Source organism: Alkalihalobacterium sp. TH-98 (assembly GCF_057473385.1).
In genome coordinates this window covers 457314-472553 of record NZ_JBYCKM010000045.1, presented here as the reverse complement: position 1 = coordinate 472553, position 15240 = coordinate 457314, and the positions used below count along the sequence as shown (strand labels likewise).

Sequence of the window (15240 nt, the reverse complement as noted above, 5' to 3'; positions counted from 1 at the left end):
GTTAAACGCGCACTCGGCTTTGTTTATGTTCTTCAATTAACTTAATAAACTTAGTAAACAAATGGTTTGAGTCTTCTGGTCCAGGTGATGCTTCTGGGTGATATTGAACACTAAATGCAGGATAGTCCAAGTGAGCAACACCTTCAACTGTTCCGTCATTTACTGCTTTATGTGTGACAATTAAACGAGTATCTTCAAGTGAGTCTTCTTCAATTGTATAACCGTGATTTTGAGAAGTGATATCGATTTTTCCTGTTTCTAATTCTCTTACTGGATGGTTGGAACCACGGTGTCCAAAAGTTAATTTCGCTGATCTTGCTCCACATGCTAATGCAAGTAATTGATGCCCTAGGCAAATTCCGAAAATTGGTACTTTCCCTAATAGATTTTGGATCATTTCAATCGCTTCTGGAACATCTACTGGATTACCTGGGCCATTGGACAACATAATACCATCTGGGTATAAACGAAGAATGTCATCAGCCGTTGTATTATATGGCACGACAATTACATCACAATCTCGTTGAATTAAGTTTTGGATGATCCCATGCTTTGCACCGTAATCTACTAAAACAACACGATGTCCTCGTCCTGGGCAGTGATATGGATCTTGAGTTGATACTCGTTTTACTTGATCATTTGGCTCTTCTGTTGAGTTAAGCTCATTTACGACTTCTTCAACATTTACATCCATGCCGCATAGTTTCCCTCTTAACGTACCGTGCTTACGAATAAGACGAGTTAATTTTCTTGTATCAATTCCTTCTAAGCCTGGAATTCCTTTTGCTTTTAATAAATCATCAATTGACTCTTCACATCTCCAGTTGCTTGGATGGATTGCAGCCTCTTTTACAATTAATCCATGAATGGCTGGTTCAATTGACTCGAAATCATCACGGTTAATGCCATAATTCCCAACTAACGGATAAGTTAGTGTCACAATTTGAGCACAATAGGAAGGGTCAGATAAGATCTCTTGATATCCTGTCATCCCTGTATTAAAAACAACTTCGCCTACTTTTTCATTCTCACTACCAAATGCTTTTCCAACAAATACTGTTCCATCTTCTAAAATTAATTGTCTTTTCATTGCTGCTCCCCCTTTTTCCATACAAGCTTTCCAGCTACAAATGTGTGTGTCGGCCATCCTTTACAATTCCAGTTTGTAAAAGGCGTGTTTTTCCCCTTTGATACAAAGCTTTCAGGTATGATTGTTTCTTCTGAATTTAAATCAATAACTGTAATGTCTGCGTCTACACCTTCAACAAGTGTTCCAAATGATAAGCCAAACGCTTCAGCTGGTTTAATCGTTAACCAATCGACTAATTGCTTTAATGTAATCGTTCCTTTTTCAACCATGTTTGTGTATAACAATGGAAAGGCTGTTTCTAATCCGACAATACCAAATGGTGCTTTTTCCATACCTAAAGCTTTTTCTTCTGCACTATGAGGTGCATGATCTGTTGCGATAAAATCAATTGTCCCATCAAGTAACCCTTCAATTAAAGCTTCGAGGTCCTTCTTACCTCTCAGTGGCGGGTTCATTTTATAGTTTGAATCTAATCCTGGAATGTCTTCATCACAAAGTAATAAATGATGTGGTGTTACTTCTGCCGTCACTTTAATACCTGCTCTTTTTGCATCACGCACAACACGGACTGACTCTTTCGTACTAATATGACAGACGTGGTAGTGAGCATCAGCAGCTTCAGCTAGTAATACATCTCGCGCGATATGTACAGATTCACACACGGATGGGATACCATTAATTCCGTGTTTTTCTGAGAAAGTTCCCTCATGAACTGCGCCTTTATGGATGAGGGTATTTTCTTCACAATGTGCAACAATTGCTTTCTTGATTTTTGCAGCTGCTTTCATTGCTTGAAGCATCATGTCTGCACTTTGTACCCCAACTCCATCATCTGTAAAAGCAAACGCTCCGCTTTCTGCAAGTTCTTCGAAGTTCGTTAATTCTTGACCTAATTCACGAATAGTAATTGATGCGTAAGGCAAAACTCGAACATGGGCTGTTTCTTTAATTCGATTTTGTAGCCAATCTAGTTGTTCTTTCGTATCTGGAACTGGTCTTGTATTTGGCATTGGTGCAACTGTTGTAAATCCACCTTTTGCAGCAGCCAATGTTCCCGTTTCGATCGTTTCTTTATGTTCACCACCTGGTTCTCTTAAGTGGACATGTAAATCAATCATGCCAGGAATGACTAAGTTTCCGTTAACATTAATTACTTCATCTGCCTGTTCTTCTAACTCGCTTCCAATTCTTACAATTTTGCTATCCTCTATTAGGACATCTCGATTTATAAGTTCACCATTTTCACTGAGTAGTTTTCCGTTTTTAATTAATGTCTTCATTTATTTAAGTCCTCCCTTTTCGATCGCACGTTTTAAGACTGCCATTCGAACTGCAACTCCATTTGTCATTTGCTTGAATATTCTCGAGCGTTCACATTCAACAAGCTCACTTGCAATTTCAACATCTCTATTAATTGGAGCTGGATGCATAATAATGCTGTCTTTTTTCATTCGTTGTTCTCTTTCGATTGTTAATCCATATTGGTGGTGATAATCGCTTTTAGTTGTTACCATCTTTACAGCATGACGTTCGTGTTGTATACGAAGCATCATCATCACATCAGCCATCTCAACAGCATCATCTATATCAATAAAATTTCCATATGGAATACTGTCATCAATCCATGAGCGTGGACCTGAAAACCATACACTTGCCCCTAGACGATGAAGTACTTCTGCATTGGACCTAGCCACTCGACTGTGTCTAATGTCACCTACAATGACAACCTTTAATCCTTCGAATGTTCCAAATTCCTGTTTAATCGTTAATAAATCAAGTAAAGATTGAGTAGGATGATGTCCACAACCGTCGCCGCCATTAATGATTGGAATAGAAATTCTTCCAATAAGGTCATCAAAATAATGATCTTGTTGGTGACGGATAACCACAATATTCGTTCCAATCGCCTCTAACGTTTTGACCGTGTCGTATAATGTTTCCCCTTTTGTGACACTGGACGTTTGAGCCTCGAAATTTAAAACTTGAAGGCCTAGTTTCTTTTCTGCTACTTCAAAGCTGAATTTTGTTCTCGTACTCGGCTCAAAGAAAAGATTGGCTACAAATGTTTCTCGATTTGGCATCCAACGGTCACCATTTAGGAAAGCTTGAGCATCATGTAAGATTTGATGAATTTCAATCGTCTCGAGTAATGGCATCGTTAATACGTGCATAATCATCTTCCTCTCCTTCATCTTCACTTCTTTTTTATAAAAAAAGAGGATGGCTCACTTAGCTTTAACACCTAATTGATGTTTACACCTAGTTCTGAGTCATCCTCTTTGAAGAGAGACAGTAAAAACAACTGCCTATATTATCTAACTACCCCTTCAAGGCCTCACTGGACCTTTATTAAAGGATGATTGGTTTATTTAATTGTTGTTGTCTTCAAACATTGATTTTGTACCATAACTTACTTCTTTATCAGGAAGAATTAAGTGTAGAACAATCCCGATAATTGTTGCTAGTGCCATGCCGGCAATTTGGATCTCATCTGAAACTTGGATGAAAGCTCCACCAATACCGATGACAAGAATAGTTGAAGAAATGATTAAGTTACGCTTTAATCCCATGTTGATACCATTTTCAATTAACATACGTAAACCTGATGAAGCGATAACCCCAAAGAGTAAGATCGATACCCCACCCATGACGGCAGTTGGGATCGTTTGAATTAATGCTGCGAATTTTCCAAAGAAAGCAAGGGTCATAGCGAGTACTGCTGCTCCACCAATAACGAATACACTAAACACTCGAGTAATTGCAAGTACACCAATGTTCTCTCCGTATGTTGTATTTGGAGGACCCCCAAGGACAGATGCGATCATTGTTGCAACTCCATCTCCTAATAGAGAACGGTGTAAGCCTGGCTTCTTAATGAAGTTTTTTCCTACTACTTTACTAAGAACCATCTGATCTCCAATATGTTCTGAAATCGTTACAACCGCTATTGGAACCATAATCGCTGCTATGTGCCAATTGAAGCTTGGTGTATAAGTTACAAACGGTACGATGAAATCTGGTACTGCAAAGATTGGTGCTTCTCTTACAGGTGTTAAATCTATAACCCCCATGAAGTAAGCATAAACATAACCACCGATAATCCCAAATAGGAAAGGAATAAGACCGAAGAACCCTTTTAGGAAGAACGCTGATAAAATGGTAATCCCTAAAGTTACAATCGCTATTGAAAATAATGTGCCGCTATATTCCGGTGTCCCTGGAACATACATGGCCATATTAATTGCCACACCTGCTAAACCTAAACCGATAACCATAATAACTGGTCCAACTACGATTGGTGGTAGGATTTTTAGCAGCCAACTTACGCCGCTCGCTTTAATTAGCAGTGCTACTATACCGTAAATGATACCCGCTAGAAAACTTCCGATCATTGCACCTTCTGGACCGCCGATTGTCGTGGCTGCTATAATGGGCGCGATAAATGCAAAGGATGAACCTAAGTAAGCTGGAATTTGTCCACGAGTTATTAACAAATACGCTAGAGTACCTAATCCGCTTGAAAATAGTGCAACTGCAGGACTTAAATCAACTAAATACGGAACTAAGATGGTTGCACCAAACATTGCAAATAAGTGCTGAATACTAAAAGTTAACCATTTATCATATCTTGGTACTTCTCTGATACCAATTTCTTGTTGTTGTGACATTTAATTGTCCTCCTTTAATGTTTCTCTTGTTAGTAAGCTTTGTTGAAATGGTCGATATTATTAAAAAACCTCTGCGTCCAATGTTGACGAGAGGTTTTTTACACTCTAAAAAGGACATAGTCCTAGTAAGAAGTATAAAAGCTCTCTTGTCAGCCTCACTGGACTGCTTTAAAGAAATAGAAGCGTTATTAAATTTCTTCCTTTTGGATAATACTTACTTCATCAATTTCATCGACTTCTTTTAATTTCGCTGTAATAATTTCACTTTTAGATGTTGGAACATTTTTCCCGACATAGTCTGGACGAATTGGCAGTTCACGATGCCCTCTATCAATTAACACCGCTAATTGAATTTGTGATGGTCTACCTAAATCCATTAATGCATCTAAAGCTGCTCGAACTGTTCGCCCTGTGTAAAGTACATCATCAATCAAAATTACTTTTCGGTCGGTAATATCAGCAGGAACTTGTGAGCCTTTTAAAAGAGGAGCTTGGTCTTCTGTCTTAACAGTTAAATCATCCCTGTATAGGGTGATATCAACTTCACCAACTGGAATTTTTTCACCCTCAATTTGTTCAATTCTTTCTGCTAACCTTTTAGCAACATAAATACCACGAGTTTTAATTCCAACTAAAATACAATTATCAATTCCTTTATTTCGTTCAATTATTTCATGTGCAATTCTAGTTGTTGCACGTCGAATTGCTTGTTCGTCTAAAATTACTCTCGCCATACTTAAACACCTCCACCCTATTAGTATGTCCTAACGTGAAAGCGGTCGTTATACAAAAAACCTCTCACCGTTTCTGATGAGAGGTTTAGTGAATGTTCAGTAAAAGGGCATACTCCACCCTGTGTTACCTTTAATCCGCTTCCTTCTCAGCCTCACGGGACTGTAGTTAAAGGATCTATATTGTTGTTATCGTTATTATTCCACTATTCGACAACAAAGTCAATCGGTTTTTATAATTTAAAAATAGTTAGATACTTCTAACAATTACCTTCTTAGCTCTTCAAGTAATTTTACTATCTCCTGTGGAAGAGGCGCTTCAAATACAAGCTCTTCTTTTGTACGTGGATGTACAAATCCTAATACAGATGCATGTAGGGCTTGTCCGTCGATATCAAGAGTCTTTTTTGGTCCATATTTAGGGTCTCCAGCTAAAGGAAAACCTATATATTTCATATGAACACGGATTTGATGCGTTCTACCTGTTTCAAGTTCACATTGAACATACGTAAAGTTTTCAAATCTTTCAAGTACCGTAAAATGAGTCACCGCATCACGTCCTTCTTCTGTAACGGTCATGCTTTGGCGGTCCTTTTTATCTCTTCCAATGGGTGCTTCAATTGTACCAACATCATGTGCGATAACGCCATGAGCAATTGCTTTATATATTCGCTTTGTCGTCTTCGCTTTAAGTTGTTCTACTAATGATTCATGAGCCACATCATTTTTTGCCACCATCAATAAACCGGACGTATCTTTATCAATTCGGTGTACGATGCCTGGTCGGATCACACCATTTATTCCAGATAAATCTTTACAGTGATACATTAATCCATTAACCAGTGTTCCTGAATAATGGCCAGGTGCAGGGTGAACTACCATTCCACGTGGTTTATTAACAACAATGACATCTTCATCTTCATATACAATATCTAAATCGATCGGTTCTGGTTCCACTTCAAGTAGTTCTGGTTCTGGTATTTCTAACTCTAATGTATCGTTTAATTGCACTTTGTAATTTGTTTTAACAGTATCACCATTAACGGTAACATTTCCGTCTTTAATCCATTGCTGAACTTGGGTTCTAGACCAATCTGGATTAAAGGTCGTCATTAATTTATCAATTCGTTCACTTACCTGTTCTTCGTTAATTTGAAATACGTATTGCTCCATTATTTCTTCCCCTTTGCTATTCTTTCGTCGTTAATAATCTTAATGAAGATTAATGCTACCCCAACACAAAGAGCAGAATCAGCTACATTAAAAATAGGGAAATTGTATGTAAAGATAAAAGTATCAATAAAATCTACAACCTCACCTCGAAAAACTCGGTCGATAAAGTTTCCAATAGCTCCACCTAAAATTAAACCTAAAGACACCCCAAGTAGAACACTTTTTTTTGCTTCCTTTTGAATGTAATATACGAGAAATCCTACAACGACTACTGTAACGATATAGAAAAACCACATCTGTCCTTGTAAAATACCAAAAGCTGCTCCTTGATTACGATGGGAAGTAAAATAAAGGACGTTTTCAATTAATGGAATACGTTGGCCTATTTCCATCGAATGTACGACAATCCATTTTGTCCATTGGTCAAACAAAATAATGATTACTGCAATAACATAATATAACCAAATCAAAGTCATTTCCTCCATCTCATTATGCATACGTTAGCATTTTAGCATAAAATGATGAAAGTGTCTTTTTTTACTTATTTTTACCCCGATACTTATATAGTTTAACCACAAATGGTTAAGCTGACTCACAAGTGTCAGGGGCTATCTGACACTTGTACATATAAAAAGCCAGCTTCGATTACTTTTTATTTTTCATTCAAATATTGATCGTAATGGATATTTCTTTGGAAATCGACAGAGTCATCTCCTTGATAACCATAAATATCAGTTGAAGCAAAAGCTTCTAATTCTTCCACATAACCAATTAACTCTCCGGTACGGTCTAGTGAAGAATCTTCAAAGACCATACTATTTTCGTTAAAAGAAGCGACCGATTGATAAGCATCTTCTGCGTCAAACTCCGTTTCATCATCACGGTTGTCAAAGTTATACTCATCAAAGTTTCCTAAGACAGCTTCTTCTACTGGGCGATGATTAGCTAATAGACCTTTGGAGTGTTCAACGACAGTTCTTGCAGTCGGGTTAGCCTGCAGGCGGTCATAAGGAATTTGCTTCCCTGTGACTTCACAAACACCATATGAGCCATTTTGCATTTTATTTAACGCATAGTCGACATCTTCCAGTTCTTTTTGTAGCTTTTCGTAGATGGCAATGTCCTTTTCGCGTTCATATAAGTCAGTAGCAGTATCAGCTGGGTGATTATCATATTGTGACAACTCTCCTGTTGAAAAGCTTGAAGTAACTGCTAACCCATAACGATCGGCTTCTTTAATACGTTCTTCTATGCTTGCTTTGCGCTGCTCAAGTTCCCGTCTTAAATCATCATATTGTCGCATTCTTCTCCCCCTTTTTGTACAGTCTCTAAATATGAACTTGTACACCTTTAGTGTGACCGAAATGATTGTTGTTAGCCGAAACAACATTTGTAATGTATGACAAATAAAGAAGAGGTTATCCGTAAACAGAATAACCTCTCCTTGAAAATTAGCCACTATAGTTTTCAGTAACAATGGTTGCACAAGAAGTACATAATGTTGGATGCGCTTCATTTTGTCCTACTGTTTTAGAAACGACCCAACAACGTTCACACGTTTCACCTTCTGCTTTTTCAACAACGATTGCTAAATCATCATATACATCCGCATGTTCTGGAGCCGTTTCTTTTTCGCCACCAACCACTGCTTGCGATACGATAAATAATTTTTGTAAGTCTATATTTTCAAACGTCTGCATTAACTCTTGTGAAGGATATAATACAATTTGTGCGGTTAAAGATTTACCAATTTTCTTCTCATTTCTGGCATTTTCCAGTGCTTTTAAAACATCATTACGAACATTCATAATTCGGTCCCATTTTTCCACAAGCGCATCAACATTCGTAAACGTTTCAGCTTTCGGCATATCTGTTAATTGAACACTTTCACCTTCAGCTCCTGGAATATGAGGCCAAACTTCATCAGCTGTATGAGATAAAATTGGTGAAACAAGCTTAGCAAGTGCTACAACTGTTTCATACATTACTGTTTGAATTGAACGACGTGCATGACTATTAGGCGCATCAATATATAATGTATCTTTGGCAACATCCATATAGAAAGAACTTAGCTCTACTGTACAGAAATTATTTAACGCATGATATACATTAGAGAATTGATACTGTTCATAACCTTTAGTAACTTTGTTAATTACATCATGTAATTTAACAAGCATGTACTTATCTAATTCTGGTAAGTCTTCAACAGGTACAGCATCCGTAGCAGGATCAAACCCATTTAAATTTCCTAAAAGGAAACGGAATGTGTTTCTAATTTTACGATATACTTCAGAAACTTGTTTTAAAATATTATCTGAAACACGTACATCTGCTTGGTAATCAACCGAAGCTACCCATAAACGAAGAATATCTGCTCCTAATTGCTTCATAACATCATTAGGAACAACAACATTTCCTATAGATTTACTCATTTTACGACCTTCACCATCAAGAGCAAAACCATGACTTAATACACCTTTGTAAGGAGCTTTACCTGAAACAGCAACACTCGTTGATAACGACGAGTTAAACCAACCACGATATTGGTCTGATCCTTCAAGATATAAGTCTGCAGGACGTTGTAGGTCATCTCGCTCTACAAGAACGGCTTGGTGCGATGACCCTGAGTCAAACCACACATCCATAATATCCATTTCACGAGTGAATGTCCCATTTGGGCTATGAGATGAAGTAAACCCTTCAGGTAGAAGTTGTTGCGTCTCCCATTCAAACCAAATATTTGAACCATGCTCTCTAAATAATTGAGAAACGTGATCGATTGTCTCATCCGTAATAATAGGCTCTCCATCTTCACCGTAGAAAATCGGAATCGGTACACCCCATGCACGTTGACGTGAAATACACCAATCTCCACGATCTCGTACCATATTATAAAGACGTGTTTCTCCCCAAGATGGAATCCACTCTACTTCATTAATGGCTTGAAGTAATTCTTCTCTAAAATCTTTAATTGAAGCAAACCATTGTGCAGTCGCTCTAAATATGACAGGTTTTTTTGTTCTCCAATCATGCGGATACGAGTGAGTGATAAAAGAGAGCTTTAAAAGAGCACCTACTTCAGTTAATTTTTCAGTGATTGGTTTATTCGCTTCGTCATAAAATAACCCTTCAAATCCTTCAGCTTCTTTCGTCATTACACCTTTATCATCAACTGGACATAAAACATCTAAATTGTATTTTTGCCCGACGATATAATCATCTTCCCCATGACCTGGTGCAGTATGAACGCAACCTGTACCTGCATCAAGAGTTACATGGTCACCACACATTACAAGTGATTCACGGTCATAAATAGGGTGTTTAGCAATGACATGTTCTAATTGCTCACCTTTAAATGTTTTCACAACACTGTGAGTTTCCCATTCTAATTCAGTTAATAGTGTTTCTAACAGCCCTGAAGCAACAACAAACTTATCATTTTCAACTTGAACAACGCTATATTCAAGATCAGGGTGTACCGTAATCCCTAGGTTAGCTGGAATCGTCCAAGGGGTTGTCGTCCAGATGACAATCTTTTCATCTCCATCTAATACACCTTTTCCGTCTGTTACTGGAAAAGCAACGTAAATCGAAGGAGAACGTTTGTCATGATATTCAATTTCAGCCTCTGCAAGAGCTGACTCAGAAGATGGCGACCAGTAAACAGGCTTTAATCCTTTATAGATATAACCTTTTTTCGCCATATCACCGAAAACTTTAATTTGTTGAGCTTCATATTCTTTGTTTAAAGTAATGTATGGATTTTCCCAGTCCCCACGAACACCTAAACGTTTAAATTGTTCGCGTTGACGATCAATTTGCTCAAGAGCATATTCTTCACAAAGCTTTCTGAAATCTGCAACGCTCATTTCTTTACGCTTTACTTTTTTATTTTTTGTAAGTGCGGTCTCAATTGGAAGGCCATGCGTATCCCAACCTGGAACGTAAGGTGCGTGATAACCACTCATCGATTTGAATCGGACAATTATATCCTTTAATACTTTATTTAATGCGTGTCCCATATGAATGTCACCATTTGCATACGGCGGTCCATCATGAAGAACAAATAATGGGCGTCCTTCTGTACGTTGTTGAACTTTATCATAAATGTTCATTTCATCCCATTTTTTTTGCATTTCTGGTTCGCGATTTGGCAAGTTTCCACGCATCGGAAACTCTGTTTTTGGCATTAATAAAGTGTCTTTATATTCCATTCTTGTTCCTCCTAGTTAATATGTAAAAAGAAAAGCGGAAGCGTCCCGTTAGCGGCGTATGGACTGGAGCCTCTCCGTATGAGATAAAGAAAACACGTATAGCGTTAGCGTTACGATGTTGCCTTATCGTAAGGAGGAGAGCGAAGTCCACTAGACGCTGGACGCTGTAGCTAGACATCACGAAAAGCGGAAGACGCCTGCTTATCGGCGACAAGCGCTGGAGGGCCAGCAGTATGTGACCCGCCCTTTGATCACATTTGATGGACCAAAGCGACCTCGAGCCGATGGCGTCTGTAGCTAGACAAAGCGTAAAGCAGAAGTGAGCGGTGAGTGAATTATGGACTATGGACTATAGCCTCTAGGTACGTAAAGAGAATACTCCTTAATCAAGACAACAAAAAAACCCTCTCGTCTTATAGGGACGAGAAGGTTACCCGTGGTACCACCCTACTAAATAACAGCAAGATTCATTGCTATTATTCACTCTCATTCGTATCGGGAATAAACCGCTATAGCCTACTAGAATTTAACTTTCGGTATAGAACTCAAGGGTGATTTTCCCATTATCCTTCACATCAGGCTTCCACCGCCCCTGACTCGCTATTATGAAGCATGATAAAGGTACTCTCCCTATCATAGTTATTAACTCTTTTCAATTTGAGAGGTATTATAATACATAAATATTATCTGTGTCAAGAAACCTTATTCAACGCTTTCTTTTTCTACAGATTCATTAACCTTTGTAATTTCATCCCAATCATCTGTTTGAAGCATTTCTAATTGTGCTTCAACTAACATCTTGAAACGAATACGATAAACAGAGGCTTGTTTCTTTAATTCTTCAATCTCCATCATTACTTTTCTTGATTTTGTTAGCGCGTCGTTAATGATACGATCAGCATTTTTCTCTGCTTCCTTCACTATTAATTGTGCTTCTTTCTGAGCACTACGACGAACCTCTTCTGCAGATTCTTGAGCAACTAAAATTGATTTATTTAAAGTCTCTTCAATTTTATTATAATGCTCTAACTTTCCATCAAGGTCCTGTACTCGTTCAAACATTTCCTTTTTTTCCCGTAGTACAGCTTCATAATCTTTTATGATTTGGTCAAGAAACTCATTAACCTCATCCTCATCGTAACCACGGAATCCGCGTGTGAACTCTTTATTATGAATATCAAGCGGTGTTAAAGGCACGAACTCCACCTCCAAATCTTGTCGTTAAATTCTTAGATATATTCGACAGAAAAAGAGTATTCCCTTCTTTTTCTATGATAAAATTATTTTTTTCTACCAAAAACTATGCGAATTTTCCCTTTTTTTGTAGACCCGGCAACCGACATCAACTTACTTCTTCCAAATCCTCTTACAGAAAAATAATCGCCTTCCTGAATTTGAAATGAAGCATCTTCAATCGTCTTCCAATTGACCTTAACCAAACCTCTTTCTATATATAGAGAAGATTTAGTACGTGATATGTTGTACATTCCAGACAGTAATGTATCTAACCTTAAAGAAGAGATGGTTGTAAATTCTTCTGACCACTCCTCATTGGTTTGGACGATATCATCATCACTTATTGGTACAATTTTAACTTTAGCTTGTCCAACTTTTTGTAAATTTAATTCAAGAAAACCAGCAACCTCACAAGCAGCGATTATTTGAATTACTTCATCATTTATTACAATATCACCAAATTTTTCACGCTTTAACCCTAAACCCATTAGTGAACCTAACACGTCTCTATGTTCTAAAGTGATAAACTTTCTAGGGTAACGTAACTCAAAAGCTTGAACATGAAAATCACTCGTTGAAAGCTCAAAAAAGGGCGGTGAAAGCAACGCACGTCTACGTTCAGTATAAGAAGTGCCTCCCCAAAAGGAGAGGCTTATTTCCTCATCTTTACCTATAATTGTTTTTATAATGTCTTGTTGTCTTGGGTCAAGAAAGTCAGTTAATTTGTAGGTATATTGAACAGTCACTTCCTGTTTCCAGTCCAATACTTGATCTACAAATGATCTTTCTTCATTTCTAAAATGTTGATAAATACTCATCCTTTACACCATTACATCCCGAATAATGCAGCAACTCCATATCTTGCAAATGATAAGGCAAAAATAGCTACAATTGGGGAAATATCAATCATACCTAAAGGAGGAATAAATTTACGAAACGGTGCTAAGTAAGGTTCAACAATTGAACCTAGAAATTGACCGATTGAAGACTCCTTGGCATTTGGAAACCATGACATTAAGATGTAAGCAATAATCATGTATGAATAAACCATAATTGCTAAATTTAGTAAAGCTCCAATTCCTTGCATTTAATTATCCACCACCATTCTAACGTTGTTCAAATGTTTCTTGCATCATTTCTGAAATTGACCCGGATACGTCTACATTATCTGGAGTACAAAGGAATATACTTATTCCAAGCTTTTGAATGTCTCCTCCTATAGCATACACCGTTCCACTTAAAAAATCGACAATTCGCTTTCCTTGTTCATTTGATATTCGCTGTAAATTTATAATTACTGCCTTACGGTTTTTTAAGTGATCTGCAATATCCTGGACTTCATCATATGTTCTCGGTTCAATCAAAATAACTTTTGCTGCTGATTTTTGAACACTTTGCAAACTTACGACATTTTGATTTTTCGCCTGCTTTTCACTTCTCCGATATTGTGGCACTTCATCTTGTGTAGCAGCTACTTCCTCATTGTATGATTCATAACCTTGTCCATCTTCTTCTAATTCAAAAAAACGTTTAAACCTCGATTTCATCCCCATTTAAATTCCTCCTTTGAGCTCAATCTTTACCCAACAAGCGAAGATCCAATACGAATAAAAGTAGCGCCTTCTTCTACTGCGACTATGTAATCATTTGACATACCCATTGATAATTCCTTACATGGTGCATGGTCAAGAGATAAGGCTTGTACTTCTTGTTGTAAAAGTCGAAGTTTCTTAAAAACAGGTCTTGTATCTCCTGAATTTTCTACAAACGGCGCCATTGTCATAAGCCCTACTACTTGAACGGCTGGAAATTGAGCGAGCTCTTGGATGAAAGGAATCGTTTCATTAGGATTAAGTCCTGATTTAGATTCTTCTCCAGAAACATTCACTTGTACAAAACATTTCAAAGGCTCTAAAGATTCCCACCTTTTTTGTATTTCTCGAGCTAAAGATAGACGATCTAAAGAGTGCAGGTAGCTTATATGTTCCACGACATTCTTTACTTTTTTTGATTGAAGAGAACCGATAAAGTGTAAAATGGGTTCCTTATCTACAGATTGTGCTTTTTCTATTAGTCCTTCAGATCTATTCTCTCCAATATGAATAATTCCCGCATCCAATGCTTCTTGAGTTCTCTCGACAGATACATATTTAGTAACTGCGATTATCTGTACATCATTCGAGTTGCGTCCTGACCGTTGACAGGCTGCATTAATTTCTTCATGAATTTTATGTAAGTTATCTTTTACTGTCAATCGATCGTCCTCCTTTTATAGATCTTCATTACTTTTCAAACCTATAAAACTCATCATTCTTCCTGTTCGACCCTGTTCTTTTCGATGTGAAAAAAACAAGTCGGTTTTGCGAGCTGTACAATATTGACTAGTTTTTACACAATGACTTGGAATACCAGCAGCAATAAGTAATTGTTTATTTAATCTCTTTAAATCTAAGAGGAAATGACCAGGTCTCGATTTAACATAAGGTGGAGCATCTTTTTGAGGTAAGACTTGATCAACTGCCCTTATAACATTTTTATCCACTTCATATTCTTCTTGACTAATTGAGGGTCCAATTATAACTAAAATATCATTTGTATCTATACCTTCATTCTTCCACATTTCAACCATTTTCGGACCAATTCTACCAACTGTTCCCTTCCATCCAGCATGTGCTAAACCTATCATTCCATGCTTAGGTGCAAAAAAATATAACGGGACACAATCTGCATACAAACTGACAAGTAGAATATTTTTGTCTTTTGTGTATAAACCGTCGATGTCTTTAATAGCTGACTTCAATGATTGTGCACCTTTTCCAACATCGCTTCTAGTTACCTTTTTTATACCTGAGTCATGGATTTGTTCACCTACTACCCACTGCTCAATTGGGAAGTCAAGCTTAACAGATACCATTTGCCGGTTTTTTATTACAATAGAGTCTTCATCAGAAACATGTAATCCCACATTTAAGGAGTCGTATGGAGATTGACTAACCCCTCCTAGACGTGTCGTAAACCCTGCAGTTAAGTTATAACCCTTTTTTTTCCATTCAGAAATTAATAATAGATCATCTTCCGTCTTGATAAACGGTTCATGGACCAAAAAATCACTTCCTATCCATGTTTTT

The 15240-nt window shown here is 37.5% G+C and carries 15 protein-coding genes and 1 other annotated feature; all 15 genes read right to left on the bottom strand.

What is annotated here, in order from left to right:
* Position 1 precedes the first annotated feature (1 nt).
* Positions 2-1090, bottom strand: a complete 1089-nt coding sequence (locus AC2VNP_RS17965; RefSeq protein ID WP_486918650.1) for a carbamoyl phosphate synthase small subunit — start codon at positions 1088-1090, stop codon at positions 2-4.
* Positions 1087-2370, bottom strand: coding sequence for a dihydroorotase (locus AC2VNP_RS17960; RefSeq protein ID WP_486918649.1), 1284 nt, complete (start codon positions 2368-2370; stop codon positions 1087-1089). Before AC2VNP_RS17960 ends, AC2VNP_RS17965 begins: the two co-directional genes overlap by 4 nt.
* The gene (locus AC2VNP_RS17955; protein WP_486918884.1) at positions 2371-3261 is read right to left on the bottom strand and encodes an aspartate carbamoyltransferase catalytic subunit; all 891 of its coding nucleotides are present in this window, start codon (positions 3259-3261) and stop codon (positions 2371-2373) included.
* 198 nt (positions 3262-3459) lie between these two features.
* Positions 3460-4758: a solute carrier family 23 protein gene (locus tag AC2VNP_RS17950; RefSeq protein WP_486918648.1), complete on the bottom strand. Its 1299-nt coding sequence runs from the start codon at positions 4756-4758 to the stop codon at positions 3460-3462.
* Between the two features lie 188 nt (positions 4759-4946).
* Positions 4947-5492, bottom strand: a complete 546-nt coding sequence (gene pyrR / locus AC2VNP_RS17945) for a bifunctional pyr operon transcriptional regulator/uracil phosphoribosyltransferase PyrR (RefSeq protein ID WP_486918647.1) — start codon at positions 5490-5492, stop codon at positions 4947-4949.
* A gap of 264 nt (positions 5493-5756) precedes the next feature.
* Entirely contained in the window at positions 5757-6662 is a 906-nt protein-coding gene (locus AC2VNP_RS17940; RefSeq protein ID WP_486918646.1) for an RluA family pseudouridine synthase, read from the bottom strand.
* On the bottom strand, positions 6662-7147 hold the full coding sequence (lspA, locus tag AC2VNP_RS17935; RefSeq protein ID WP_486918883.1) for a signal peptidase II: 486 nt from the start codon (positions 7145-7147) through the stop codon (positions 6662-6664). The genes AC2VNP_RS17940 and lspA overlap by 1 nt, the downstream gene beginning before the upstream one ends.
* Before the next feature lie 167 nt (positions 7148-7314).
* Positions 7315-7965, bottom strand: a complete 651-nt coding sequence (locus AC2VNP_RS17930; RefSeq protein WP_486918645.1) for a TraR/DksA C4-type zinc finger protein — start codon at positions 7963-7965, stop codon at positions 7315-7317.
* Positions 7966-8113: 148 nt separating this feature from the next.
* Positions 8114-10876, bottom strand: coding sequence for an isoleucine--tRNA ligase (gene ileS / locus AC2VNP_RS17925; RefSeq protein ID WP_486918644.1), 2763 nt, complete (start codon positions 10874-10876; stop codon positions 8114-8116).
* A 414-nt stretch (positions 10877-11290) separates the two neighbouring features.
* Positions 11291-11522: a binding site (T-box leader), on the bottom strand.
* A 56-nt stretch (positions 11523-11578) separates the two neighbouring features.
* Positions 11579-12073: a DivIVA domain-containing protein gene (locus AC2VNP_RS17920; protein ID WP_486918643.1), complete on the bottom strand. Its 495-nt coding sequence runs from the start codon at positions 12071-12073 to the stop codon at positions 11579-11581.
* 83 nt (positions 12074-12156) lie between these two features.
* A complete protein-coding gene (locus tag AC2VNP_RS17915) occupies positions 12157-12930 on the bottom strand; it encodes a YlmH family RNA-binding protein (RefSeq protein ID WP_486918642.1) in 774 nt (257 codons plus the stop codon).
* Between the two features lie 11 nt (positions 12931-12941).
* Positions 12942-13199 carry a YggT family protein gene (locus AC2VNP_RS17910; protein ID WP_275117662.1) on the bottom strand — a complete coding sequence of 86 codons (258 nt, stop codon included), beginning with the start codon at positions 13197-13199 and terminating at the stop codon, positions 12942-12944.
* Between the two features lie 19 nt (positions 13200-13218).
* The gene (locus AC2VNP_RS17905; RefSeq protein ID WP_486918641.1) at positions 13219-13665 is read right to left on the bottom strand and encodes a cell division protein SepF; all 447 of its coding nucleotides are present in this window, start codon (positions 13663-13665) and stop codon (positions 13219-13221) included.
* Between the two features lie 26 nt (positions 13666-13691).
* Positions 13692-14366 carry a YggS family pyridoxal phosphate-dependent enzyme gene (locus AC2VNP_RS17900; protein ID WP_486918640.1) on the bottom strand — a complete coding sequence of 225 codons (675 nt, stop codon included), beginning with the start codon at positions 14364-14366 and terminating at the stop codon, positions 13692-13694.
* Between the two features lie 15 nt (positions 14367-14381).
* Positions 14382-15215 (bottom strand): peptidoglycan editing factor PgeF, encoded by an 834-nt coding sequence (pgeF, locus tag AC2VNP_RS17895; RefSeq protein WP_486918639.1) that lies wholly within the window; start codon positions 15213-15215, stop codon positions 14382-14384.
* Positions 15216-15240 lie beyond the last annotated feature (25 nt).

Coding starts and splice junctions, on each gene's coding strand:
- AC2VNP_RS17965 (WP_486918650.1), bottom strand. CDS start 1,090: ATGAAAAGACAATTAATTTTAGAAGATGGAACAGTATTTGTTGGAAAA.
- AC2VNP_RS17960 (WP_486918649.1), bottom strand. CDS start 2,370: ATGAAGACATTAATTAAAAACGGAAAACTACTCAGTGAAAATGGTGAA.
- AC2VNP_RS17955 (WP_486918884.1), bottom strand. CDS start 3,261: ATGCACGTATTAACGATGCCATTACTCGAGACGATTGAAATTCATCAA.
- AC2VNP_RS17950 (WP_486918648.1), bottom strand. CDS start 4,758: ATGTCACAACAACAAGAAATTGGTATCAGAGAAGTACCAAGATATGAT.
- pyrR (WP_486918647.1), bottom strand. CDS start 5,492: ATGGCGAGAGTAATTTTAGACGAACAAGCAATTCGACGTGCAACAACT.
- AC2VNP_RS17940 (WP_486918646.1), bottom strand. CDS start 6,662: ATGGAGCAATACGTATTTCAAATTAACGAAGAACAGGTAAGTGAACGA.
- lspA (WP_486918883.1), bottom strand. CDS start 7,147: ATGGAGGAAATGACTTTGATTTGGTTATATTATGTTATTGCAGTAATC.
- AC2VNP_RS17930 (WP_486918645.1), bottom strand. CDS start 7,965: ATGCGACAATATGATGATTTAAGACGGGAACTTGAGCAGCGCAAAGCA.
- ileS (WP_486918644.1), bottom strand. CDS start 10,876: ATGGAATATAAAGACACTTTATTAATGCCAAAAACAGAGTTTCCGATG.
- AC2VNP_RS17915 (WP_486918642.1), bottom strand. CDS start 12,930: ATGAGTATTTATCAACATTTTAGAAATGAAGAAAGATCATTTGTAGAT.
- AC2VNP_RS17910 (WP_275117662.1), bottom strand. CDS start 13,199: ATGCAAGGAATTGGAGCTTTACTAAATTTAGCAATTATGGTTTATTCA.
- AC2VNP_RS17905 (WP_486918641.1), bottom strand. CDS start 13,665: ATGGGGATGAAATCGAGGTTTAAACGTTTTTTTGAATTAGAAGAAGAT.